Consider the following 23514-nt stretch of genomic DNA (forward strand, 5'->3'; position numbering starts at 1 on the left):
CCCCTGGCGACGGCGCGACCTCGCCCCCGCGCGGGGTCGCGACGCCATCAGGGGCATCGAGCAGCTGTCACTGCACGCGTACGTGCGACTGCTGGCGGCCCCTCCCCCGCCGTGGCGGGTCGACGAGGACGCGGCAGGTGATCGAGTCGTCGGGGAACGCTGCGGCGACGTCCCGGGCGCAGATCTCGGCGGCGTCGGCGACCGGCTCGACGGCGGCTGCAGGGTCGATCCGACCTCGCAGCAGGATCACCGGCCGCGACCGGATGGTGACCACCGTCCCGGTGACTCCGGTCAGCGGGGCCAGGCTATCCAGCCTGGTGGCGGCAGCATCGGCGATCGAGCGCAGGTCGGCCTGGACGCGCCCGGTCTGGTCGCTCGCGTCGAGCCGCAGGGTCGAGGGACCGCGCCGGCCCAGGTGCGACAGCAGCCACACCAGGCCGATGAGGCCGAGCAGGATGCCCACGGCGGCGAACGCCCAGGGGAACCAGTCTGAGGTCACGATGTCGCTCGCCGGGCGGGTGGACAGCTCGGCCGGGTAGCTCCGGAGCACCCACTGGTAGTGCCAGTCGACGATCAGCAGACCCAGGGCGATCACGAGCACCGCCACGAGCAGGGTCATCGCCCGGTCGAACCTGATCACGCGGGGAGTCATCGGGGCACCTCCGTGGCACGTACCTTGATGCGGGTCCCGGTCAGCCGGCCGACCTCGTCGTCGAGGACGGCTCTCACGTGCTCGGTCACGGCGGCAGCCTCCTGGGGACCGTCAGGGGTGCTGCGGGCGCCCACGACGACGTCGACGACGGTGCGACGCCGGGTGCTGCGCGAGGAGTCGGCCGACATGACCCCGGGGAGCCGGTCGGCGGTCTCCTGGGCCACGGCCGCGACGGCGCCGGGCGCGAGCCACAGATCGGCATCGCCCGCGACCCGCAGGTGCGTACGCCGGCCGGGCCGCAGCGCGAGCCAGAGCACCACCAGCCCGACGAGGGCGATCGCTCCGCCGACGGCGGCGAGCCCGACCGAGGGGCCGACCCCGTCGAGGCCGGCGACCAGGTCCGGGACGACCGGGGAGCCGGCCGCCCATCCCTGGCTCACCAATAGCTCACGGACGGCGACCACGGCGACCCCGATCAGCACCAGGGCGAGCACGATGGCCGTCGGGACGACCACGGGCGCACGGCGCGGCTGGGTGCGTGGCGCCGCGGGACGGACGATCCGTTCGACCGTCGGTTCGATGGTCTGCGTGCTCATTCCACCCTCCTGCCGGTGTCCTCGGCGGCCGACGGGTCGACCGCGTGCACGGTGACGTCCACGCTCCGGACCTCGATGCCCGAGAGCCGGAACGCCTCGTGGCGTACGGCGTCGCGGGCTGTGGTGGCGATGCGGGACACGTTGCCGGGCCAGGCCATCGCGACGTCGAGCTTCACCCGGACGGCGCGGCCCTCCGCCGTGATGTCGGCCTTCGGGAACGCCGAGCCGGTGACGCGGCCGAGGGCACTGCGATGAACCACCGTGCCCGGGACCTTCAGTGCGACGTGCTCGATGATCCGCTGGAGGGCCTTGTTGCGGACGTCCAGGGTCCCGCGGTCCTCCGTCGGGTCAGCGGTCTCGGTGTCTGCGTCCACGAGCTGCCTCGGACGCACCGGGGCCTCAACCACGACGTCCTCGCAGCAGGCTGCGGACGTCGAGCTCACCGTCGACGTGGCCGCCGATGAGGTAGCCGGCCCCGCCCAGCACGATGGCCAGCAACAGGCCGACCAGGCCACCGGTGACGATGGCGATCGTGAGCAACAGTCCGGCGACCAGGCCGAGTGTCGAGTTGGTCATGACGTTTCTCTCCTTCTGAGGGTCAGAGCGGGGCCGAGCCGGTGCTGTCGGGCGCGAGGATGTCCTCCACCGTGACGTCCACGGGGCCCGACACGTACGGCCGGACGGCATCGCGGATCGCGTCGGTGGTGCCGAGGACCGGTGCGCCCCAGTGGAGAACCACGTGGATCGCGCAGCCGGGCTCGCGCAGCCTCACCCCGTTGACGCGGCGCCCGGGAAGGTAGGTGGCCACCTCCCCGGCGCCGGCGTGCAGGTCGTGGACGCCGGGCACCGCGAGCACGGCGGCCGCGACGACGTCCACGACCTCCGGCTCAGCGCCGTCGTGGCCCTGTGGGTCGGCGTCGGCGGTCACGGTCACTCCACCCGCCGGGCGGCATCCTGGTCGGCGTCGCCGCTCTCGTCCTCGAGGTAGACGTCGTGCACGGTGATGTTGACCTCGGTGACCTCGAGGCCGGTCATCCGCTCCACCGACGCCTTCACGTTGCGACGGATCGCAGACGCGAGGTCGGGGATCGAGGTGCCGTACTCGGCGACGATGTCGAGGTCGGCGGCAGCCTGCCGCTCCCCCACCTCCACCGCGACGCCCTGGCCGAGGTTCGTACGCGAACCCGGGATCCGCTCGCGGATCGCCCCTGCCGCACGCGCCGCGCCGCCGCCGAGGTCGTGCACGCCGCTGATCTCCCGAGCAGCGATGCCCGCGATCTTCGAGACCACCGTGTCGGCGATCGACGTACGCCCGTACTCACTCACCAGTGCACCCGAGTCGCTCCGCTCCGCCTGACCACCGGCGCCGTTCGTCGTCGAGCTCGTGTCGCCGGACTTCGTCTGCGTCATGAGAAGAACCTTCCTGATCGTGTTCGGTCTTGCTGACGCTGGTTGGTCGCGACGTCCCACCGATGTGTCACAGAAATTGTGGTGTGTTCTGGATCACATCTCTTTGCTTGGAGGTGGTAGAACTTCCCTCGTATCGGAACGCTGCCCTTGCGTGGGCGGCAGAAGAGAAACTCGGGGGCGATGTCGGAACCGCAGGCGACAGCTGAGCCGTCGGCGACGGACGAGGCGTTGGTGCGCGCGGCCCGCCTGGGCGATCAGGAGGCCTTCCGGGAGATCGTCGATCGCCACGGCCCGGCGATGTATCGCTACGCCCTTCGCCTGGTGGGCGACGCCACGGACGCCGCCGAGGCGACCCAGGAGGCGTTCGTCTCGGCGTGGCGGAGCCTGTCCGGCTTCGCGGGGCACTCCTCCCTGCGTACGTGGCTGTTCCGTCTCGTCCACCGCCGCGCGGCCGATCTCCAGCGCAATCGACGCGCGACCCCGATCGACGACGGGCTGATGTCCAGGCTCACCCCGCCCGCTGCGGACAACCCGCTGCAGACCGTACTGGACGCCGAGCTGCTCGAGGCGCTGCAGCTAGCATTGAATGAACTACCGTGGCATCAACGGGCGACCTGGCTGCTGCGGGAGGTCGAAGAGATGAGTTACGAGGAGATCTCCATCGCCCTGGCCATGCCGATCGGCGCCGTCCGCGGACACCTCTACCGCGGTCGACGCACACTCGCGGAGAGGATGGCACGATGGCGCTAGATCCCAGCCCCCTCGGTCGCGCCGTCCGCGCCGCCCGAGCCGATGAGCCCGCAGGCTGGGTCGACCTTGCCGAGTCGATCATGGCGCGCGTGCGCCGGGTCGTCGTCCCCTCCGAGCCGATCCTGACCTTCACCGAGCAGGGCATCTCCGCGCGCGACGAGCAAAGCTCGGCGACCTTCGTCTCCGCGCGCGTCGTCAGCGCGGCGCTGCGCCGGCTCCTCCAGGAGCACCCGACCCACGCGCCCGACAACATCGAGCTCCACGTCGACGAGGGCCGCCTGACCGGCATCGACATCCGGCTCGTCGCCAGGTACGGCGTCGAGCTCCACCCCCTCGCCGACACCCTGCGCCCGCAGATCCTCGACATCGTCACGACCCTCCTCGGGCCCGCTCCCGGCATCGACCTCTCGGCGATCGAGATCGAGTACGTCGACGTCACCCGAGGCGACCCGAACCGGACCTGACCGGCGTATCAGCGCCCTTCCGGTCGCACTCCTCCAAGTAAGGCTCCGGTCGTCGTTCTGGACGGTCCAGGACCTGGAGCCGACAGGGGGAACGAACATGGACAACGAAGATCTGTTCATGGCGCAGTCGGATGCCGTGCCCGAGGAGCTCACGGCCGTCGCCGAGTCGAAGGCGTCGGTCGAGGAGGAGCTGCTCGGCATGGAGAACGTGGTCGGTGTCGGGGTCGGCCTCAAGATCACCGACGGCGAGCAGACCGATACGCCCAGCGTCATGGTGCTGGTCAGCCAGAAGATGCCGACCGAGCTGGTCAGCGACGCGGACACCGTCCCGGACACGGTGGACGGCACGCCGACCGACGTCCTCGAGGTGGGGCATCTGTTCGCCGGCGGCAGCCAGCAGCTCATGGAGACCCAGGAGGTCGATGCCCAGACCCTGGCGCTCCGGATCCGGCCGGCCCGTCCGGGGTTCAGCGTCGGGCACTACAAGATCACCGCCGGCACGATCGGTGCGGGCGCGTACGACCTGAGGACCTTCCCGGGGATCCCGCCGCGCTACTACATCCTGAGCAACAACCACGTGCTCGCGAACTCCAACGACGCGAGCATCGGCGACCCGATCCTGCAGCCCGGCCCGTTCGACGGCGGTACGGCACCGGCGGACGTGATCGGCCGGCTGGCCCGGTTCGTACCGATCAGGTTCGACGGGTCCTGCAACTACGTGGACGCCGCGGTCGCGGAGGTGCCCTTCCACGTCATCGACCGCGACGTCTACTGGAACGGCTACCCGGCCACTGCCGCCAAGGCCGCGACCGTCGGCATGCTCCTCAAGAAGACCGGCCGCACCACGAACTTCACCACCGGCCGGGTCACCGCCGTCGCGGCGACCGTGAACGTCAACTACGGCGCCGGCAAGGTCGCGAAGTTCTGCAACCAGATCATCACGACCAACATGTCAGCCGGCGGCGACTCCGGCTCGATGGTGCTCGACCTGCAGAACAACCCGGTCGGGCTGCTCTTCGCCGGATCGAGCGTGGCGACGATCCTGAACCCGATCGCGCTGGTCCAGCTCTCCCTCGGAGTGCGTGTCTGGCCGTGATCGACCCACGGACCCGGAGATGCCGTCAGTCCTCGGTCCTGAAGGCGTCTCCGGTCTCCACCCGCACCGGCAGGCCCTCGCACTCCTCGGGCAGCGACCGCACCGCCGCCGAGGCCGGGTCGAGGGCGTAGACCACCACCGCCGGTCCGCCATCCTCGGCGGCACCGATCGCGACCCCCGCGATGCCCTCCCCGATCCACTTCTCGGCGACCATCAGAGCGCGCCGGGATCGCTCATCGAGAGATGGGATCTCGCCGTACAGGTCGTCGTCGCTCATGTCTTCAGGCTACGCCAGGTCAGGCGGCGCAGTCTCGGTCGACGTCGACGCGCAGGGCCGCCGTCCGTGACCCGCTGCGACGGTGCCACAGGCCCCGCAGGGCGTAGGCACACATGCTCACGGTGCCCAGGACGATCAGATGGATTCCGGCAGCCTGGGCCATGGCGAGGGAGGCGACTGCCCCGGGCGCCGCCACCGCCCAGCTGCGCACCTGCCGACTCGCGGCCGAGCCGGTGGAGGCCCACGTCGCGAAGTGCTCGCAGTTGTTCCTGACCAGGTGGTAGCCACTCATTCCGAGCCGGGACTCAGCCCGGCTGATGATCTCGTCCGCCGGCAGTCGGCTTCGATAGGTGCGGAGAAGTATCTCGCCGCCATCGGCGAAGGACTCGAGCGAGCTCCTCTCGACGCGCCGGCCGGTGGCCGCCGTGCCCGTGTAGTGAATGACGGTGCCGTCACCGCCATCTATGCCGTGGTGCGTGTAGTAGCGACCCCGACCCCTGTGGACGAAGATGTGGTCACCACGTGCCACGGAAGCACCTGCCTTCTCGGGTCATCACGCCACAGGCCGCCACGGCTCGCGAACCACGGGCTCGTTGAACACGAACCGTCGGAACACCCAGAATCGCGTCGCGGTGCTGATCCCGAGCCCGATCACGTTGGCCGACAGGTTGTCCGCGAGGGGGCTGGACAGCCCCAGGACGTAGCGGCTGATCCACAGGCACACGACGGGGATGGCCATCGTGAGCGCACCGAGGACGAAGAACCTGATCACACCGGTCGTCTGATCGCGCGCCTCGCGTTCCCGGAAGGCCCACAGCCGCATCCCGACGTACGCCACGATTCCGGCGACAACGTTGGCCACCACGTACGCGACGATCGGATGGCTCCGCAGCGGAGCCGCGCCGAAGAGCAGGCCGTGGGCCAGCGCGTTGAAGCCCACGAACGAGACAGCGGTGGCCAGACCGCCCACCGCCATGAACCGGACCACCTCGCCGAGCAGCCGAAGCGCCTGGCTTCTCCAGCTCGCTGCGGTGGTCACCTTTACGATGCTACCGACTCGAATGGCCCGACTGCCTGCACTTTTAACGTACGGGCAGACACAACGACGGGTCGGTGCCGCGAGCCATCAGCCGCTGGATGGGGTGTGTGGATACCACCCGACCTGGTCCCAAGCAGGGCCCGGGAACAAGGGGGTCGAAAGTCCCGTCTACCCCAATGTTGGGTATGTGGGGAGAACTCCCGCAACCCGCTGAGACAGCGCCGGGAGACCCTCCTCTCACAGGCCTCGCCGAGGCGGCCCACACGCCGCACTTGCTCCTCGGTTTCAAGAGGTCCCCGCGATTCCACCCGAGATCGGCTCAGGCCGACCCCGGCAGACATCCGCGGCCGCCCGCCCGGTCCCGGGTAGCTCAGCCCTGCCTGCCCACCGCAGGCATGAACCCATGAAGGAACGAACCCATGACCATGCACAGCTCCACCAAGATCGGCCTCGCGGCTGTAGCCGTTGCCGGAGTGGCCACCGTCGTGGCAGCCCCGGGTGCTCAGGCCGCTCAGGACTGCAAGACGACCACCGTGACCTCTCAGGTCAAGGTCGCCGACGAGAAGAAGACCACCACCGTCACACCTGCGGTCACACATGTGGAGCACACCGACGCGGTGACCCACGAGGAGTCCCGCTTCTCGAAGGTGGTCCTCGGCGAGAGCCACGAGGCCCTCACCGAGAACCAGTTCCGCAACTCGGTCTACACCCGGACCTACACGCCCGGCACCGACGCGGTGACCGACACCATCGAGCACCCGGCTGAGACCCACACGGTCGAGCACCCGGCCGAGACCCACACCGTCGAGCACCCGGCCGAGACCCACGTCGTCCACCATGAGGCGGTCACCCACGAGGAGACTCGCGTCAGGGACCGTGGCTACGCCTACAGGCAGAAGGAGACCGGGAAGGTCCGCTACCTGAGCACGCCGAACTGGAACGGCGAGGACGAGCACGGCGACAAGGGCTGGGTCCGCTTCGCCGAGGGCGACCTGACCGAGACCGTCACCGTCGTGGACCAGGAGGCGTGGGACGAGACGGTCGTGGACAAGGAGGCCTGGACCGAGACCATCGTGGACAAGGAGGCCTGGACCGAGACCGTCGTCGACAAGGAAGCCTGGACCGAGACCATCGTGGTCGAAGAGGCCACTCCTGCCGTCTTCGGCCCGTGGCAGTGGGACCACTTCACCGCCTGGACCACCACGTCGGGCACCCCTGCCGATGAGGACGGTCAGGACGGCGAGGACAACCCCCTGAACCTGTCCCAGATCGGCGAGCAGTACGAGCAGACCGTGATCACGAAGGAGGCCTACACCGACCCCGACGTCACGCTCTACTTCGTCGAGGACGGTGAGCCGACCACGAACCTGGCCGACGCATCCTGGACCGCCGAGGTGCCTGAGGGTTGGGACCTGGTCGACACCCGTACGGTGGAGGACAGCCCGGCCTCTGACGTCACCGTGGTGGACACGCCAGCCTCTTCGGTCACGGTCGTCGTCCCGGCTGTCTACGAGACCAAGACCGACACGTCGGAGAAGTGCGCGGCCGTCGTCAAGGACGCCAGCACCAAGGACGCCAGCACCAAGGTCGCCAGCACCAAGGTCGCCGGCACCAAGGCAGACTCCGAGGTCCCGACGCGGATCGATGCCGGCCTGACCGGGAACCTGCCGAACACGGGCGGTCCGAACGGAGCGCTTCTCGCCGTCGGCGGGCTGCTCGCCGGCATCGGGGGCATCGGGACCTTCCTCACCCGTCGCCGGAAGAACGCCTGACCCACCTTCCAGGCGGGCATGACTCGGGTGAGGCCCCCGCGGCCGGGTGGCCGCTGTTCCGGGCGAACGAATTTTCGTTCGCCCGGAACACACCTTCGGACGCGTACGCCGCAGAGATCAGTGCACGCCGGCCATCAGCCGCCGGATGGGCCGGTTGCCGACGAGCAGGAGCACTCCGACGACGACGGAGGCGAGGCCGACCCACCAGAAGAACCCGCTGTCGTTGGAGACGTCGTAGAACTCGGCCAGGCGGCCGGACATCGCGGTGCCGAGCGCGACCGAGAGGAAGAACAGCGCCATCATCTGGGTCTGGAAGCGCTGCGGGGCGAGCTTGGTGGCCAGGGACAGGCCGACCGGCGAGAGCAGCAGCTCGGCGAGGGTGAAGAGCAGCAGGATGAACGCCAGGCCGATCAGCGGCACCGAGTGCGCACCGCTCGGCATCAGCAGGAACGCCCAGAACGCCAGCCCCATCAAGATGGTGCCGAGACCGAACTTCACCGGCGTCGACGGCTGACGGGAGCCGAGCTTGGTCCACAGGGCGGCGAAGACGCCGGCGAGCAGGATGATGAAGACCGGGTTGATCGAGTTGACCCAGGAGACCGGCATCTCCCAGCCGAAGATGTCGCGGTCCAGGCGCTGGTCGGAGTAGACCACCATGACGGTGAACTGCTGCTGGTAGAGCGACCAGAAGACGGCGCTGGCCACGAAGAGCGGCACCATCGCCCACACCCGGCTCCGCTCGACCGAGGAGATCAGCCGGCTGGAAAGGATGACGGCGAAGAGCGCGACCGCGGCGACGATGCTGATGCCGATCACGATGTTGGCCAGGCGCGGCGCGGTGATGACGCCGGTCAGGCAGAGCACCACGATGAGCGCCACCGCGGCGACCGCGATGCCGATCCAACGGCCACGCTCGGCGGCGGGAAGCGGGTTGGGGACGACGCGGCTCGCGGCAGGCAGCGCGCGGCGGCCCACGGCGTACTGCACCAGACCGAGGATCATCCCGACCGCGGCGAGACCGAAGCCGAAGTGGAAGCCCCACTGCTTCTGCAGCAGCCCGGTCAGCAGCGGACCGACCAGGGCGCCCAGGTTGATGCCCAGGTAGAAGAGCGAGAAGCCGGCGTCGCGGCGCTCGTCATCGGCGGCGTACAGGGTGCCGACGAGGGAGGACGCATTGGCCTTCACGCCGCCCGAGCCGAGCGCGATCAGGACGAGCCCGACGCCGACCCCGGCGATCCCGGGGATCAGCGCGAGGCCGAGGTGGCCGAGGACGACCAGGCAGGCGGAGGCGAAGAGCGTTCGCTCCGCGCCGAGCAGGCGGTCGGCGATCCAGGCCGCGATGATGGTCGAGAGGTAGACCGCACCGCCGTACGCACCGACGATCCCGAGCGCGACCGTCTCGCTGATCCCGAGGCCGCCCTGGGCCGCGGAGTAGTAGAGGTAGATCGCCAGGATGCCCTGCATGCCGTAGAAGCTGAACCGCTCCCACAGCTCGACGCCGAACAGGTTGGCGAGGACGCGCGGCTGGCCGAGGAAAGACCGCTCGCCGGGATCGCCGGCGGTGGTCTCACTTTTCAGTTGGCTCATTACCTCAGGTTCACAAGGCTCCGCTCCCCCGCCCAAATCGCGAACGGCCGATAACCGCCGGATGTGACCACTACCACGCGAGCTCGCCGTCCTTGTCCTGGAGTGTTCCGGTGGGGACGTCGAGGTCCAGCGTGGCGAGGCGTACGACGATCTTCGCGCTCTCCGCAGGCGGGCCGGCGATGTCGTCGATGCCGAAGCCGGCGGTCATGTCGGTGGCCGTGGGACCTGGCTCGACGGCGTTGAACCTGATGTCGGGGTACGCCTTGGCGTACTGGACCGTCAGCATGCTGGCGGCGGCCTTGGATGCGGCGTAGAGCGGCAGGAACATCCCCTGCTCGACCCGGCCGGGCGTGGTGTTGGCCCAGAACGAGCCCATGCTGCTGGACACGTTGACCACGCGTGGGTCCTCCGAGCGGCGCAGCAGCGGCAGGGCGGCCTCGGTGACGCGTACGATCCCGACCGCGTTGATGTCGAAGACCCGCAGCGCGGTCGGGCCGTCGAGCGGTTCGGCGACGAGGACACCGGCGTTGTTCACGAGTACGTCGAGGCGCCCCTCGGCCTCCTCGACGGTCGCCAGAGCGGCGGTGACGGAGGCGTCGTCGGTGACATCGAGCTGTACGAAGCGCGCGCCGAGCTCGGCCGCGGCCTTCTCTCCTCGCTCGACGTCCCGTGCGCCGAGGTAGACGTCGTAGCCGGCCTCGGTGAGCTGGCGGGCGGTCTCGAAGCCGATGCCCTTGTTGGCGCCGGTGATGAGTGCGACGGTCATTGCGTGTTCTTCCCTTTCGACAGACGGCCCGGTCGGGCCCGTCTTCGACGCTAGGCACGCCGGCCGGGTCCACCCAGAGTCCTGGTCAGACCGGGGCCTGACAGGACCCCCTCTGTCCGCTCGGGGCCGACCTAGGCTGGAGGCATGAGGTGGCAGAGATGAGCGAGGCGACGAACCCGCTGGGCGCGTTCCTCCAGGCCAGGCGGGCGCTGGTGACGCCCGAGGCGGCGGGCATCCCCGCCATGGGCGTACGTCGCGTCCCCGGGCTGCGCCGCGAGGAGGTCGCGATGCTGGCCGGCATCAGCGCGGACTACTACCTGCGCCTGGAGCGCGGCCGCGACCGCAACCCGTCGGCGCAGGTGCTCGAGTCGATCGCCCGCGTGCTCCAGCTCGACGACGACCACACCGCCCACATGATGTCGCTGGTCGCGGAGGCTCCCCGCCGCCGTCGGCCACGCCGACGCAAGGAGACCGTCCCGCCCGGGGCGCTCAAGCTGCTCGACTCGATGGTGCAGCCCGCGTTCATCGAGGGGCGCTACTTCGACATCCTCGCGGCCAACAGTCTCGCCCGCGCGCTCTCGCCGAGGCTCGCGCCGGGCGGCAACCAGCTGCGCGACCAGTTCCTCGACCCGAGCCAGCAGGAGTTCCACCCGGAGTGGGAGTCGATGACGGAGTGCTTCGTCGGCAACCTGCGCCAGGCGGTGGGCACCGACATCGACGACCCTCGGTTCATCGAGCTCATCGGCGAGCTCTCCCTGGCCAGCGCACGGTTCCGGCAGCTCTGGGCACGCCATGACGTACGCGCCCAGACCGGCGCCCCGATCAAGATGAACCATCCGCAGGTCGGCGAGCTCACCCTCAACCGGGAGCGGCTGACGATCAACGGCACCGACGACCTGATGCTCGTCGTCTACCACCCCGACGCCGGCTCACCCGACGCGGAGAAGCTGGCTCTGCTGGCCTCCGCGGGGCTTCCTACCCGTCAGGACGAGGTGGAGCCCCGACGGGCCTGATCCGTGAGGAGGGTGACGACAGCCCGACGATCCTGCTCGGACTGCGGGTGCATCAGGAGACCCTCGACCACGAAGACACCGATCTTCGTCATCGCGCCCACATCGCTCTCCGGGACACCGGCAGCCCGAAATCCTTCGACCATCATCGAGTCGACAAGGCGGTGGAACTCGTCGTGCCAGGCGCCGATGGACTCAGAGGTCGAAGCGCGCGCATGCACCACCGTGACGAGCCGCCGATACTTCTCCAACCGATCGATGGCCCAGAGAACCTGATCGGCCCACGGACGTCGTGAGTGGAGAGCGGCCTCGGCGAGCGCCGCTTCGAGAACATGATCGAGGACGGCGACGAGAAGCGCGTCCTTGTCCGCGAAGTACCAGTAGATCGTCGTGGTCGTCACGCCGGCGGCCGTCGCGATCTTCGTCGTCGACGTCTCGTCGTAGCCGACCTCGGTGAACAGAGTCGCCGCGGCGTGGACGATCTCCTGCCGCTTCTCCTCACGATCCTGGGGTCTGCGGTTTCGAGGCATACGCAATCTTATCTTGACTGCCGTTCTAGAAGACGCGTACCTTTCTTGCACGCCATTCAAGACGAGCCCGGGAGTCCTCCGTGAACGACCGTTTCACCTGGTCCGAAGGGACCTTCCCGTCCCAGGGCGTCGAGTGCGCCGTACGTGTCTACCGGCCGTCCGGGCAGCCGGTGCCCGTCCCGGTGATCGTCATGGCTCACGGGTTCGGAGGCGTCCGCGCCCTGCGGCTGTATGCCTACGCCGAGGAGTTCGCCGCCGCGGGCTACGCAGTCGCCGTCTTCGACTACCGCGGCTTCGGCGAGAGCGCCGGCACGCCCCGCCAGCTGCTCGACGTGGCGATGCAGCACCAGGACTGGCGGGCAGCGCTGGCCTACGCCCGCAGCCTTCCCGGGGTCGACGCCGAGCGCGTGGTCGCCTGGGGTACGTCCTTCTCCGGCGGCCACGTCATCAGCCTCGCCGGACAGGGCGAGCCGCTCGCGGCGATCATCGCCCAGGTCCCGCACGTCAGCGGCCCCGCAGCCGTCCGCGCGACCGGCCTCGTTCCCAGCCTGCGCGTCGGGATGGCCGGCATCCGCGACCAGATCAGCGCCTGGACGAGGCGAGGGCCTGTGTACGTCGACGCGGCAGGCCGACCCGGGGAGACCGCCGTGATGACCACTCCCGACGCGCTGCCCGGCATGGACACGCTCATCTCCGAGTCCGGGCTCGAGAACGGCGACTACCCCGTCGAGGTGGCCGCACGGATCGTGCTCAAGATCGGCCTGTACTCCCCGAGGCGATGGGCCCGCGGAGTCACCTGCCCTGCTCTGGTCCAGATCGTCGAGTCGGACGCGATCACCCCTCGCCATGTCGCGGAGGAGACGGCTGCGCGCATGGCCGACGCGACCGTACGTGTCTACCCCGGGGGCCACTTCGACCCGTATGTCGAGCCGCTCTTCAGCACCGTGATCGCCGACCAGCTCGCGTTCCTGCGCGAGCACGTGCCGGTCTCGGCCTGAGGCCGGTTACGACGGTCGGGGCAGGATCTCGGCGTCGCGGTGCTCGACCAGCTCGGTGCGCTCGCGGGCGATACGGTCCATGCCCCAGCGTCCCAGCGGCCCGAGCGCGGCGTTGAGGCTGCGTCCGTGCTCGGTCAGCGAGTACTCCACCCGCGGCGGCACCTCGGCATACACCTCCCGGTGCACCAGCCCGTCCTGCTCCATCTCGCGCAGGTGCTGGGTCAGCATCTTCTCGCTGACGCCGGGCAGGCCGCGGCGGAGCTCCGCGAAGCGGCGTACGCCGTAGTTGTCGAGCTCCCACAGGATCAGCCCCTTCCACTTGCCGCTGACCACGTCGAGCGCGGCGTCGATGCCGCAGATGTAGGGGCCGTTTCGGGGCGCCTTCGCCATCGGGTTCTCCTCACTCACCTTCTGGTAAGTACCCCAGGAAATAGTGGGTACTCCCGCTATCGTACGTAAAGGCCGAGGATTGTCCTCATGAATCAACCTCTCACCGCCGTCACCGTTATCGGCCTGGGCCCCATGGGTCAGGCGATGGTCCACAGCCTGCTCGCCGCCGGGCATCCGGTGACCGTATGGAACCGCACGGCCTCGCGAGCCGACGAGGTCGTCGCCGCCGGCGCCCAGCTGGCGGACTCGCCGGCGAAGGCCGTCGCGGCGAGCGACCTGGTCATCCTCAGCCTGACCGACTACCAGGCGATGTACGAGGTGCTCGACTCCGCCACCGACGAGCTCGAGGGACGCACGATCGTCAACCTCGGCTCCGAGTCGCCGGACGGGACGCGTGAGGGTGCCGCCTGGGTTGCCGCGCGCGGCGCGCACTTCCTCACCGGCGGCGTGATGGTCCCGGCCCCGATGGTCGGGACGCCCGATGCGTACGTCTATGTCAGCGGCCCCGCCTCCGTGTTGTCTTTGCACCAGGACGCGCTGGCCCGCATCGGGTCGGTCCGCTACCTGGGCGAGGATCCGGGGCTCGCGCAACTGATGTACCAGGCCAACCTGGACATCTTCCTGACCTCACTCTCCTCGCTCCTCCACGCCGTCGCGCTGCTGGAGACGGGCGGCATCAAGCCTTCGGCTGCTCTGCCCGAGCTCATGCAGACCCTCGCCGGAATCCCGCCGATGCTCGCCGCCGGCGAGGACCTCGGCGCCCAGCTCGAGGCGGGCAAGCACCCCGGCCACCTCAGCACCGTGACGATGATGGGCGCCACCGCTGACCACCTCGTCGAGGCCAGCGAGGCCGCCGGCATCGACACCGACCTCCCCCGCGCCGTCCAGGCCCACTACTCCTGGGCCCGCTCGCGTGGGTACGGCGCGGAGAACTGGTCCCGCATCATCGACGCCATCCGGCCGTACGTCTGAGGTGCTCACCGGCGCCTGAGCGACCCTCAGGCGCCGGCGGTCAGCCACTCAGGCAGATCTCGAACCTTCGGAACCCGGGCATGGCGCTCCTCGCCCCACGCAAACGTCGTCTCGCACACCCAGTCCTCGAAGTCCGAGCCCAGCTGCCAGAGCGCATTCACCAACTCGATCGGATCGTGAAGGTCCTCCGAGCGCCCCAACCGCCAGCCAGAACGCTCGTTTGTGGGCAGGTAGGTGACGTACGCCCAGACGTACTCGTGCCCGTCTTCGGGATAGGTCCAACGCTCCTCGGGGTCTTGGAGCGAGTTGTAGAACTCCGTACCGACCACGACCGCGACGGTGACCTCGGAGATCTCCTGCTCCACCAGCGCGCTCTGGATCAGCGGCCGAATGACCTGGTCCCGAAGCTTGCTCACGAACGAGGTCCGACTCATGCCTTCACTCCTTCCACCAGCTGGTCAGGAGACGACGTCACATGCTCTTCTCGCACATGCGACGAGACGTCAACGACGCCGCCACCACCACTTCTGTGCCGCCACGCCGTCGTCGTAGTTGTCCTCTGAAACCTCGGTCTTGAGTCCAGCATGAAAGGCGATGGCACGTTTCGCGCCTGGTTGTCCGTCCCACATCTCCAGCAGTGCAGCAATTCGGGCTCGCTGCTCAGCGCTCATCGGCTGCCAGGTTGTCGCTGCGCGGACCTCCAACCAGTTCGACACTTGCGCGCGCCCGAGGCCGGCCAGTTCAGCATCTTGGTCTACAGCGAGCCTGAGATCTGCCTCGACCTGATCCCAACCGCCGTTGGAGCGCGCCAAGAGCCACGCGGCGCGACGGTTCGACCGAAGTTCCGATGCCCATGCGTCCGACGCCATCCGGACGGGTGCCCCGAGCCGACCGAGGGCACGTGCGGCGGCCGAGGACACCCGACCGCTGGAATCTGTGAGGAGCGCGGGCAAGAGTCGAAGTACCTCGTCGCGGCCCGCCCAGAGGGCGACTGCTCGGACGGCGACCTCACGCACGCGGGGCCGTGAACTAGTCAGCGCGCCGACGAATCTCGGCAGGTCTGCTGCTGCGTCGCCGACAGCAAGGAGCCCGTCCAGGACGGCGGCCTGGGTACGGCCCGGAAGGTCTTGCTGCAGTTGCGCTCGATACCAGCCGGCGACGTCGAGACCGCGCCTGCGCGCGCGGAAGCGAGCCGACTCGCGAACTCGCGGAACCCGGTCGACTGCCAACGCAAGCAGACGCTCATCAGTCAGGTCGTCGTCCGCAACGGCCAGCACGACAACCTGTCGGATCATCGCGGATCGAGCATCGAGTAGATCGACAAGGTCCGTCACTTCCCTGGAGGCAAACAGCCACTCGGCACACCAGGCCAGGACCAGCTGATCCGTCTCGGTACGCGCGATCTCACGAAGCCGCTCAACCGGCAGCAGGCCGATTCCATGCGCCATCTCGACGCCGCGCCGTCTTACCCGCATCAGGGGCGACGCCATGAGCATCGTCGCCAGCGTCTCCTCCCCCACCTCAGAGCGCACGCGCGACTCCACAAGCTCGATGGCGTGGCTGCCGAAGCGCCTCTCGCGTCCGGCGAGAACGACGTCCATCACGCGATCCAGATGCTCCACCATGTCGGCGTACTGGAGAGACTCCGCGGCAGCCTGACGAACTTGAGGGACGTGATCGAGGAGACGTACGCCAAGAGCCGCAGCCGCAAGAGGCCCTGCGACCCCGCCCAGCGCCCGTGTCGCCCGTTCCCTGAACCGTCCGTCAACATGCATGCTCGTCACCGCAGCAACGAACCCGTCGGGTTCGTTCAGGCACTCGTCCAGCCAACCTCGGAGGCCAGAGACCGGGGTCGTCGGATGGCGGTAGGACCGTGCCGCCTGATCCAGCACAAGCCACTCTCTGCCCGAGAGCGAACTCAGCGTCGAGCGCAGTTCATCCCGGTCACCGACGTCCTTCACGATCGCTTGGGACACAGCAGTCGCGAGGTCGAATGCTTCGGGATAGGTCAGAGACATGGCGCTGATCCTCGCCGATCGCGGATGTGTCGTGCCATCAGGTTTCAGCTTCCCCGCGAGGAACCCGTCTATCACCGCCAGGTGCTCCCGCTCAACTGCCCGCTATCCGCTCGACGAACAGCCGCTACCTGCCGAGGAGCCATGCCCCTTTGCCGACCCATGTCGCCGCCCGCATCGGAGTTTCGGCGTGAGTCGGCTGCATGGTCAGCAGGCGGCACCCTTGTTCGTTCGCATGTCAGTCAAACCCCGCTACTAGGCGTACGCCCTCATCGCCGAACCTGCCGGCGAGAGCACTCATGACCGCGAACACATGCCCCCACGGTGTCCCATCGCCGAAATAGCTCCCGAGAGTCATCGGTCGATACCTGTACGTGACCCCGTTGTGTTGCCATGTCGTCGCCTCGGCAAGATTCAGCGACGACGCCGGTTCGCCCGCGAATGCGAGCACTCCGCTTTCGACCTCCGCTGGAATCAACCTGGAGATCCAGAACGACGCCCCGTCGTTCCACTCCAACTGGCCGGCGATGTGCCCGAACGGTCCATCGAGATCAAGGTCCTTTACCTCAGACCACAGCAGCCACGACACGACGAACTGGCCATAGTCCAACTCCGGCTGGAGGTACTCCCGTGTCGATGCTGCGACGTCCGCAGGTAATCCCCTCGCCTCGGCGATCGGGCTGAACCCGTACTCGTTTCGGACGCCGAACAGGAACGCGTACGCCGGGTAGGCGCCGGCGGGTCCTCCGTCTTCCAATAGAGGAAACAGGTCGATCGCCTTGATCCAACCCTGATTCGCGTCGTCTGGCCAGGGATCACGGATCTCGATACCGCCGTAGATGTCTGTCACCATCGGGCTCACCAACGCCAACTGGCATGAGCGCCGTCGATGTGGAGCAGGAACTCTTCGACCACTTGTCCTTGTGGGTCCACCATGTTCAGGGCCCCGGTGATCTGCTCGACGAGCAGTTCCCACGCGTCGTACTCGTCGGTCTCCTCCAAGTTCTCGTGTTCAACGAGCCTGCTCTCTTCGGCGAAGACCGCCCGCCACTTGTCGAACCCAGCGGATGGGACGAAGGCGCCCTCCAGCCACGGGAAGTCGCTCCCTGTCACGGTGAGAAGGCCAACGACCTCCGTCTTCTCCATGAGCTTCCACGTATTGCTGGATCCGTCCGGCACGGAGGTGACTGTAACCGGATCCACAACCGACAGACGCGGCTGAACGGGCTGCTGGCGCACCCAGTCCGGCCATCCTCCCGGCGATGACGCGCCGGCGATCTCGTACACCCGAAGATGGCTCCTACTGCCTCCTCGAGGCCAGCGATGCCGTCGGCATCGACACTGACCCCGCCGGCGCCCGGGCCCGCTACGCCTGGGCCCGCTCCCGCGGCTACGGCGCGCGGAGAACTGGTCACGGATTATCGACGCCATCCGGCCTTACGGCCGGGGGTGAGCTGTCGCGGGGAGGCCCCCCGCAAGGAGGCCGCCCTCACGACAGTCAGGAATGAGCCGTGAGCCAGTCGATCACGTCGGCGGTGATCGCATCGCGGTTGGTCTCGTTGAAGATCTCGTGGCGCGCCCCGGGGTAGAGCGTCACCGTCACATCCTTCAGTCCGGCCTCGCGATAACGCTGCCCCAGCAGCTCGACCAGGGCGCCACCTCCGGCAAGCGGGTCGGCGTCGCCGGAGACGACGAGAATCGGCAGATCGGGGCGGATCCGACTAATGGCTGCCGGGTCCGCCAGACGCTCGGCGCCGGCGAACAGCTGAGGCACGGCGGTGTCGGGCAGATCGAAGCCGGACAACGGGTCTGCGACGTACGCATCGACCTCGGCCTCGTCGCGCGAGAGCCACTCGTACCCGGTCCGGTGCTCGAACCCGGCGTTGAACGCCTCCAGCCCGGCCGGACCCTCGGCGCTCGAGAGCGCACCAGCGAGTACGTCGAGGGCGGTCGAGCCCGACAGCACCACACCGTCGTACAGGTCGGACCGGTCCACGATCACCGTCTGCGCCGCAAAGGACCCCATCGAGTGCGCGACCAGGAACACCGGGATCCCGAAGAACTCCTCGCGCAGCGACGCACCCAGGGCCGCGACGTCAGCCACCAGCGCCTCGAACTCGAAGTGGCCGAGCTGGTCGGCCGACGCGACGGACCCGCCGTGACCGCGGTGATCGACCGCCCGCACGACGTACCCAGCCCCGACGAGAGCCCGAGCGAGCCGGTCGTAACGCTGCCCGTGCTCGGCGATCCCGTGGGCGATCTGGACAACGCCACGCGGCGCCGACAGCTCCGCTCCCCATGTCCGGGTTGCGAGAACAGTGCCGTCGGTCGGCGAGACGAATGTGGCTGCGGTGGGCATGAGGCCTCCTGGTGACGGGGTGCTTATGCTGCCATTCCTTACGGCAATCCGTCAGGCCATCAGGCTCCGTGCGCCGGGCATGGCGTTGCTCGCCCCGTGCCAAGTTCCGAAGCGATCGACGAGGGCCTCACAACCGGTTCCTGGCCTCCATCAAGGCAAACCCGAGCAGGTTCAGACCGTTCCAGCGTGCTGGCTCCTCGGCGTACGGGGAGCTCTTTCCCAGGCCGATACCCCAGATCCGGTCGCGCGGAGACGCCTCGACCAGCACCCGGCCGCGAGTTGCAAGAAGGTAGTCGCGCAGCGCCGGGTCGCTACCGAACTTGAGCGTCGACCCCTCGACCACGATCCGCCAGCGGTGCTCGAGCCACACCTCATCCTCGAAGCCTGAGACCTCGCGCCCGAGTGCCTTCGCTGCCCCAGGGCTGGCAGCGTCGAGGATCCTTGCAGCGGTGCGGTCATCACCGAAGAGGACGGCCTTGCGCCACATCATGTAATGCTCAGCGCTTGCAAAGCTCCGCCCATCAGCGTCTGCGAAGACTTTCGGCCACCACTGACTTAAGACGTGCATGCCCACACCAGGCCCCTTTGGCGTGTGGCCCCAGAAGTGGACGTATCGGGGACGCTCGCCGGCCTCGTACGCAGCCACGAGCTCTTCTACACTTCGCGCTCGCAGCGCCTGTTCGGTCTCCACCGGCGCACGGTACCGACGATCAACGGCTGCCAGCATCCGTGTTTCTCCGAGATCCCAACTCTGAGGTCGGAAGTCGTACGAACGAATGTCCGTTCGCCAGCTCTGACGGCGGGCAAGCCAAGGCGGAGCTCGGCCACGCGGCGTAAGTCATGGGTGACCAGCTCGAGGCCAGCCGCCACCCCGGCCACCTCATCACCGTCACCATGATGGGCGCGACCGCCGACCACCTCGTCGAGGCCAGCGAGGCCGCCGGCATCGACACCGACCTCCCCCGCGCCGTCCAGGCCCACTACACCTGGGCCCGCTCCCGTAGCCACGGCGCAGAGAACTGGTCGCGCATCATCGACGCCATCCGGCCGTACGTCTGAGGTGAACGCCGGCGCCTGCACCCTCAGTCACCGGCGATCAACCATTCAGGCAGGTCTCGAATCTCCGGAACCCGGGCATGGCGCTCCTCGCCCCACGCGAATGTCGTCTCACACACCCAGTCCTCGAGATCCGAGCCCAACTGCCGGAGCGCATCAACCAGCACCGCTGGATCATGGAGATCCTCTAAGCGCCCCAACCGCCACCCAGCTCCCGCGTTCGTGGGCTGATATGACGTGAGCCCATACGTACTCGTGCCCATCCTCGGGATACGTCCAATGCGGTTCCCCCGGTCCCGGAGAGAGCTCTCGAACTCCGTGCCGACCACGACCGCGACAGTGACCTCGGGGATCTCTTGCTCCACCAGCGCGCTGTGAATCAGCGGTCGAATGACCTGGTCCCGAAGCTTACTCACGAACGAGGTCCGACTAATGCCGTTCCCTCCTTCGACCATGCTGGACCGGGATAGTCATCGTCATGCACGCGACCGGTCAGATGCCACTCGATTAGCAGATTCGTCAGGCAGATTCGGCCAGTCCGAGTTCGGGCGCGGTGGCCGCAACGCCAACGGCTCGTCACGACCGTGCGGATCGCCCGCGAGCCTGAGACCTGACTCCCATCCCCAACACCGGGGACGTACGGCACCAATTCGGCACAGGGTAAATCGGCCGCCGATGTTCTGGGCTCGTGACTTTCTTGGAGGAACCTGCGCCGAGCGCCGGCCAGGAAGAGCTGTACGCCGAAGACCTCGCCGACGACGGCTATGTCTGGGACCTCACCCGCGTGTGGGCACATCAGCCGGAGATGAAGGAGCAGCTCCAGCGACTGTTCGACGCCACGGCCGACGCGGCAGGACTGACACTGCGCGACAAAGCCATGATCGTGATCGCCCAGGCCGTGGCTGTCGGTGACTCCTACTGCGCTGTCGCGTGGGGCAAACGCCTGAGCGCCTGGTCCGACCCAAAGACTGCGATCGCCGCACTCACGGGCGACGAGGAACCCTTCAGCGAACGCGAACACGCGCTGGCCGCCTGGGCACGCACCGTCGCCCGCTCCCCCGGCAGCAGCACACCGCGAGACATCGAGCGTCTGCGTGACGCGGGGTTCAGCGAGCCACAGATCGTGGCGCTGACCATCTACGCAGGGCTGCGCACGGCCTTCTCCAGCATCAACGGCGCTCTCGGCGCCCGGCCGGACATCACCCTCGCCGACGCCCTCGATCCAGCCGTACGCACGGTCATCACCTGGGGACGTGCGCCCGGTTGACGGGGATGACTCGGTTGGCCGCACCAGGAAGGTGTCACGAGCGGTGCTGGCCCGACTTGAAAGGCCTGATCATGTCGCTGAAAACCGCTGACGAGCCCTCGGTCCGGGAGGACACTGGCGGTAGGGGGAGTATTGAAGCGAGGAGCCGAGGATGAGTCGCCAGATGACCATCACGATCCACGATCCTGATGTGGAGCGTCTCGAGGAGCTCAGTTCGGTCTTGCGCCGGGAGCTGCTGGACCTCGGCGTCGATGATGTCGAGCGCGCGAGCGCGGGCGAGGCGCCTGCCGGCACCCGTGGCATCGACATCGCGGCGATCGGGGTGCTGATCGTGGCCTTCCAGGAGCCCCTGGTCGCCGTGACCGCCATCGTGGGGGCGATACGCGGGTGGATGTCCTCTGCTCGCGGAGCCCACGCGGTCGAGCTCACCATCGGCGACCAGACACTCAAGATCGACTCGGCGTCGCGGGAGCAGCAGGATCGACTCATCGATGAGTTCGTCGCAGCCCTGCACGCGTCAGGGGAGCCGGACCCGCCTGCTTCCTCACCGGTGCCATGACCACGGGGCGGCGCAGCGCGCTGGTGGTGGCGAACGACACCTACCACGACCAGCGGTTGAGCAGGCTTCGCGCGCCCGCCACCGACGCCGAGCAGCTGGCAGGCGTGCTCCGGAACGCCGAGATCGGAGGCTTCGAGGTCGAGGTGTCGCTCAACGAGCCGGAGCACGTGGTCCGGCGCAAGGTCTCGAGCTTCTTCGATGACCGCGGGCCTGACGATCTCCTCCTGCTGCACCTGTCGTGCCACGGGGTGAAGGATGAGGACGGGAGGCTCTACTTCGCTACGCCCGACACCGAGGTCGACCACCTGGACGCGACGTCCCTGCCCGCCGACTACGTGAACAGACAGATGACGAAGAGTCGATCCCGGCGCATCGTGCTGCTCCTGGACTGCTGCTACAGCGGCGCGTTCGCGCGCGGGATGATGAATCGCGGCGACGAGCGCATGGACATCATGGAGCGTTTCGACGGCCGCGGGCGGATCGTGCTGACGGCGTCGAGCGCGATGGAGTACTCGTTCGAGGGCGACCAGCTTGCCGGCCAGGGCAAACCGTCGGTGTTCACCTCGGCTCTGGTCGAGGGTCTGGCCACCGGCGAGGCGGACCGGGACCGTGACGGCTTCGTGTCGGTCGACGAGCTGTACGACTTCGCCTTCGACCGGGTGCGGAACGTCACGCCGTCGCAGACTCCGGGCAAGTGGGTCTTCGACGTTCAGGGGGACTTCTACATCGCCCGCAGCAACCGCCCGCCCGAACCGGCGGACGTGCTGGCCGACCTGCGTGCTGCCATCTCGAGCCCGTTCACCAACGTACGTCTCGGGGCGGTGGAGGAGCTGGCCGCGTTGCTGGACGACGAGGACTCCGATCGCGCCGCCGCTGCCCGGATGGCGCTGGAGGACATGGCCGAGCACGACACGCAGCGCGTCGTGCGAGGTTCGGCCGAACGAGCTTGCAGGCCCGTCGAGACGTCGCCCCCACCGCCACCCGCCGCCCCGGAGCAGCCGACAGTCGCGCCGCCCGTACCAGACACCCCAGCCACACCCGCACCGGTGCCCGAAGCCGCTGTCGCGCGCGAGCCCGATCGCGAGCCCGATCGCGAGCCCGATCGCGAGCGCGAGCACAACCCGCGGCCGCTGGCAGCTACCGAGCCCCGGCCCTCCGCATGGGTGTCGGCCGCCGCATCGACAGCTGCCGTGGCGCTCCTGGCTGCGATTCCGTTGCCGTTCCTGGCCGAGGCGCCGACGTCGTGGAACTCGTTCGCGGTGGTCACGCCGTTCGAGGTGGCGCTTGCCGCCCTCGCTCTCCTCCTCGCTGCGGGCCGGCTCCGCCGCCAGCAGCTGGCCTCGGCCGACGCATCCGGACTGTTCATCGTGGTCGGGGTCCTCATGAGCGCCGCCGGCCTCGGACTGGTGAAGTTCTCCCTCGAGGACATCGGCGGCGTCGGTGTCGGCCTGAGTCTTCTCGTCGTGTGCGGCGGAGTGGGGGCTGTCGTGGCAGGCCGGGCGTGCTCGAGCGTGTCGTCGAGGGACCGCGACCTCGGTCCTGTCGAGCCCGTCTGGCTCGTATCGGCCATGGTGGGCGCCGGACTGGCCACCGTGGCGCTGTTCATCCCCTACGACGGCTTCAGCTCGTACTGGACCGAGGTCGAGGAAGGCGCGAGCGCCGAATACATCTTCGAGCCGGCCGCCGCGGTCGGTTGCCTGGCCTTCGGCACGCTACTTCTTTCCTCCCGGCGTCGGTTCGCGACCGCCGTCCTGATCTCTGCCGGTGCCCTCACCGCACTCCACTACGTCGGGGTCGTCATCGCCGCCTGGCAGGCGATCGGCGAGGAGGGCGAAGTGGGTCCGGCCGGGTGGGTCGGCATCGCCGGGGGTCTGCTGGCCGCCTTCGCTGCCTGGCAGGTCCAGCAGTCGCCGACACGGGGCGGCGCAGGGTCCGGCACGACCTGACCA

General features: G+C 68.5%; 31 protein-coding genes. 11 read left to right on the plus strand and 20 right to left on the minus strand.

Annotated features, from left to right (window positions below; all coding sequences use genetic code 11):
* Positions 1-67: 67 nt before the first annotated feature.
* The 6 genes from ACWZJV_RS04540 to ACWZJV_RS04565 are packed head-to-tail and all read right to left on the minus strand — an operon-like array spanning position 68 to position 2658.
* Entirely contained in the window at positions 68-652 is a 585-nt protein-coding gene (locus ACWZJV_RS04540) for a hypothetical protein (RefSeq protein WP_457180381.1), read from the minus strand.
* Positions 649-1248 carry a DUF6286 domain-containing protein gene (locus ACWZJV_RS04545; RefSeq protein ID WP_457180382.1) on the minus strand — a complete coding sequence of 200 codons (600 nt, stop codon included), beginning with the start codon at positions 1246-1248 and terminating at the stop codon, positions 649-651. The genes ACWZJV_RS04540 and ACWZJV_RS04545 overlap by 4 nt, the downstream gene beginning before the upstream one ends.
* The gene (locus tag ACWZJV_RS04550) at positions 1245-1622 is read right to left on the minus strand and encodes an Asp23/Gls24 family envelope stress response protein (protein ID WP_457180383.1); all 378 of its coding nucleotides are present in this window, start codon (positions 1620-1622) and stop codon (positions 1245-1247) included. The genes ACWZJV_RS04545 and ACWZJV_RS04550 overlap by 4 nt, the downstream gene beginning before the upstream one ends.
* Positions 1623-1647: 25 nt before the next feature.
* Positions 1648-1824, minus strand: coding sequence for a hypothetical protein (locus tag ACWZJV_RS04555; RefSeq protein WP_008357942.1), 177 nt, complete (start codon positions 1822-1824; stop codon positions 1648-1650).
* A 22-nt stretch (positions 1825-1846) separates the two neighbouring features.
* Complete coding sequence (locus ACWZJV_RS04560; protein WP_008357944.1) at positions 1847-2176, minus strand: hypothetical protein; 330 nt, start codon at positions 2174-2176, stop codon at positions 1847-1849.
* A gap of 2 nt (positions 2177-2178) precedes the next feature.
* Positions 2179-2658 carry an Asp23/Gls24 family envelope stress response protein gene (locus tag ACWZJV_RS04565; RefSeq protein ID WP_196873511.1) on the minus strand — a complete coding sequence of 160 codons (480 nt, stop codon included), beginning with the start codon at positions 2656-2658 and terminating at the stop codon, positions 2179-2181.
* Between the two features lie 180 nt (positions 2659-2838).
* Here ACWZJV_RS04565 and ACWZJV_RS04570 point away from each other — a divergent pair, with 180 nt between their 5' ends.
* The 3 genes from ACWZJV_RS04570 to ACWZJV_RS04580 all read left to right on the plus strand — a co-directional run bounded on the left by ACWZJV_RS04570 (position 2839) and on the right by ACWZJV_RS04580 (position 4968).
* Positions 2839-3408: an RNA polymerase sigma factor gene (locus ACWZJV_RS04570; RefSeq protein ID WP_008357948.1), complete on the plus strand. Its 570-nt coding sequence runs from the start codon at positions 2839-2841 to the stop codon at positions 3406-3408.
* The gene (locus ACWZJV_RS04575; RefSeq protein ID WP_457180384.1) at positions 3399-3872 is read left to right on the plus strand and encodes a hypothetical protein; all 474 of its coding nucleotides are present in this window, start codon (positions 3399-3401) and stop codon (positions 3870-3872) included. Before ACWZJV_RS04570 ends, ACWZJV_RS04575 begins: the two co-directional genes overlap by 10 nt.
* Before the next feature lie 97 nt (positions 3873-3969).
* Positions 3970-4968 carry a trypsin-like peptidase domain-containing protein gene (locus ACWZJV_RS04580; protein WP_457180385.1) on the plus strand — a complete coding sequence of 333 codons (999 nt, stop codon included), beginning with the start codon at positions 3970-3972 and terminating at the stop codon, positions 4966-4968.
* A 25-nt stretch (positions 4969-4993) separates the two neighbouring features.
* Here ACWZJV_RS04580 and ACWZJV_RS04585 read toward each other — a convergent pair whose 3' ends face one another.
* Genes ACWZJV_RS04585 through ACWZJV_RS04595 form a run of 3 tightly spaced genes read right to left on the minus strand, consistent with a single transcriptional unit; the run spans position 4994 to position 6284 of the window.
* Complete coding sequence (locus ACWZJV_RS04585) at positions 4994-5245, minus strand: hypothetical protein (protein WP_008357952.1); 252 nt, start codon at positions 5243-5245, stop codon at positions 4994-4996.
* A gap of 19 nt (positions 5246-5264) precedes the next feature.
* Entirely contained in the window at positions 5265-5774 is a 510-nt protein-coding gene (locus tag ACWZJV_RS04590; RefSeq protein ID WP_196873507.1) for a lecithin retinol acyltransferase family protein, read from the minus strand.
* A gap of 24 nt (positions 5775-5798) precedes the next feature.
* On the minus strand, positions 5799-6284 hold the full coding sequence (locus tag ACWZJV_RS04595; protein ID WP_196873506.1) for a GtrA family protein: 486 nt from the start codon (positions 6282-6284) through the stop codon (positions 5799-5801).
* 419 nt (positions 6285-6703) lie between these two features.
* On the opposite strand from ACWZJV_RS04595, the gene ACWZJV_RS04600 reads away from it, so the two are divergent.
* The gene (locus tag ACWZJV_RS04600) at positions 6704-8056 is read left to right on the plus strand and encodes an LPXTG cell wall anchor domain-containing protein (RefSeq protein ID WP_196873505.1); all 1353 of its coding nucleotides are present in this window, start codon (positions 6704-6706) and stop codon (positions 8054-8056) included.
* Positions 8057-8173: 117 nt separating this feature from the next.
* Here ACWZJV_RS04600 and ACWZJV_RS04605 read toward each other — a convergent pair whose 3' ends face one another.
* Positions 8174-9643: a peptide MFS transporter gene (locus ACWZJV_RS04605; protein ID WP_008357968.1), complete on the minus strand. Its 1470-nt coding sequence runs from the start codon at positions 9641-9643 to the stop codon at positions 8174-8176.
* Between the two features lie 70 nt (positions 9644-9713).
* Positions 9714-10409, minus strand: coding sequence for an SDR family NAD(P)-dependent oxidoreductase (locus ACWZJV_RS04610; RefSeq protein WP_008357971.1), 696 nt, complete (start codon positions 10407-10409; stop codon positions 9714-9716).
* Between the two features lie 158 nt (positions 10410-10567).
* Here ACWZJV_RS04610 and ACWZJV_RS04615 point away from each other — a divergent pair, with 158 nt between their 5' ends.
* A complete protein-coding gene (locus ACWZJV_RS04615; protein ID WP_008357973.1) occupies positions 10568-11422 on the plus strand; it encodes a helix-turn-helix transcriptional regulator in 855 nt (284 codons plus the stop codon).
* Here ACWZJV_RS04615 and ACWZJV_RS04620 read toward each other — a convergent pair.
* Positions 11392-11949, minus strand: a complete 558-nt coding sequence (locus tag ACWZJV_RS04620) for a TetR/AcrR family transcriptional regulator (RefSeq protein ID WP_457180386.1) — start codon at positions 11947-11949, stop codon at positions 11392-11394. The two genes, ACWZJV_RS04615 and ACWZJV_RS04620, sit on opposite strands and share 31 nt — an antisense overlap.
* A gap of 80 nt (positions 11950-12029) precedes the next feature.
* Here ACWZJV_RS04620 and ACWZJV_RS04625 point away from each other — a divergent pair, with 80 nt between their 5' ends.
* A complete protein-coding gene (locus ACWZJV_RS04625) occupies positions 12030-12947 on the plus strand; it encodes an alpha/beta hydrolase (protein WP_008357977.1) in 918 nt (305 codons plus the stop codon).
* Between the two features lie 6 nt (positions 12948-12953).
* Here the strand turns inward: ACWZJV_RS04625 and ACWZJV_RS04630 are convergent, their stop codons facing one another.
* Complete coding sequence (locus ACWZJV_RS04630) at positions 12954-13337, minus strand: winged helix-turn-helix transcriptional regulator (protein WP_008357980.1); 384 nt, start codon at positions 13335-13337, stop codon at positions 12954-12956.
* Between the two features lie 87 nt (positions 13338-13424).
* Between ACWZJV_RS04630 and ACWZJV_RS04635 the strand changes: the two genes are divergently transcribed.
* Positions 13425-14309, plus strand: a complete 885-nt coding sequence (locus tag ACWZJV_RS04635) for an NAD(P)-dependent oxidoreductase (protein ID WP_008357981.1) — start codon at positions 13425-13427, stop codon at positions 14307-14309.
* Between the two features lie 26 nt (positions 14310-14335).
* Here the strand turns inward: ACWZJV_RS04635 and ACWZJV_RS04640 are convergent, their stop codons facing one another.
* The 6 genes from ACWZJV_RS04640 to ACWZJV_RS04665 form a co-directional block, all read right to left on the minus strand.
* Entirely contained in the window at positions 14336-14743 is a 408-nt protein-coding gene (locus ACWZJV_RS04640) for a hypothetical protein (RefSeq protein WP_008357983.1), read from the minus strand.
* 69 nt (positions 14744-14812) lie between these two features.
* Complete coding sequence (locus tag ACWZJV_RS04645) at positions 14813-16327, minus strand: HEAT repeat domain-containing protein (RefSeq protein ID WP_008357984.1); 1515 nt, start codon at positions 16325-16327, stop codon at positions 14813-14815.
* 235 nt (positions 16328-16562) lie between these two features.
* On the minus strand, positions 16563-17177 hold the full coding sequence (locus ACWZJV_RS04650; RefSeq protein WP_008357986.1) for a hypothetical protein: 615 nt from the start codon (positions 17175-17177) through the stop codon (positions 16563-16565).
* 5 nt (positions 17178-17182) lie between these two features.
* Positions 17183-17611, minus strand: coding sequence for a hypothetical protein (locus ACWZJV_RS04655; RefSeq protein ID WP_008357989.1), 429 nt, complete (start codon positions 17609-17611; stop codon positions 17183-17185).
* Positions 17612-17822: 211 nt separating this feature from the next.
* Entirely contained in the window at positions 17823-18683 is an 861-nt protein-coding gene (locus ACWZJV_RS04660; protein ID WP_008357990.1) for an alpha/beta fold hydrolase, read from the minus strand.
* A 127-nt stretch (positions 18684-18810) separates the two neighbouring features.
* Positions 18811-19374 carry an NADAR family protein gene (locus tag ACWZJV_RS04665; RefSeq protein ID WP_040755037.1) on the minus strand — a complete coding sequence of 188 codons (564 nt, stop codon included), beginning with the start codon at positions 19372-19374 and terminating at the stop codon, positions 18811-18813.
* Between the two features lie 149 nt (positions 19375-19523).
* On the opposite strand from ACWZJV_RS04665, the gene ACWZJV_RS04670 reads away from it, so the two are divergent.
* Positions 19524-19742 (plus strand): imine reductase family protein, encoded by a 219-nt coding sequence (locus ACWZJV_RS04670; RefSeq protein WP_196873502.1) that lies wholly within the window; start codon positions 19524-19526, stop codon positions 19740-19742.
* A 23-nt stretch (positions 19743-19765) separates the two neighbouring features.
* Here the strand turns inward: ACWZJV_RS04670 and ACWZJV_RS04675 are convergent, their stop codons facing one another.
* Positions 19766-20155 (minus strand): hypothetical protein, encoded by a 390-nt coding sequence (locus ACWZJV_RS04675; protein WP_307785563.1) that lies wholly within the window; start codon positions 20153-20155, stop codon positions 19766-19768.
* Positions 20156-20427: 272 nt separating this feature from the next.
* Here ACWZJV_RS04675 and ACWZJV_RS04680 point away from each other — a divergent pair, with 272 nt between their 5' ends.
* The 3 genes from ACWZJV_RS04680 (at position 20428) to ACWZJV_RS04690 (ending at position 23511) form a co-directional block, all read left to right on the plus strand.
* Positions 20428-21006, plus strand: a complete 579-nt coding sequence (locus ACWZJV_RS04680; RefSeq protein ID WP_196873500.1) for a carboxymuconolactone decarboxylase family protein — start codon at positions 20428-20430, stop codon at positions 21004-21006.
* Between the two features lie 151 nt (positions 21007-21157).
* Positions 21158-21565, plus strand: coding sequence for a hypothetical protein (locus tag ACWZJV_RS04685; protein WP_008357995.1), 408 nt, complete (start codon positions 21158-21160; stop codon positions 21563-21565).
* The gene (locus tag ACWZJV_RS04690) at positions 21562-23511 is read left to right on the plus strand and encodes a caspase, EACC1-associated type (RefSeq protein ID WP_457180387.1); all 1950 of its coding nucleotides are present in this window, start codon (positions 21562-21564) and stop codon (positions 23509-23511) included. The genes ACWZJV_RS04685 and ACWZJV_RS04690 overlap by 4 nt, the downstream gene beginning before the upstream one ends.
* Positions 23512-23514: the final 3 nt, after the last annotated feature.

The organism is Nocardioides sp. WG-D5 (assembly GCF_054031175.1).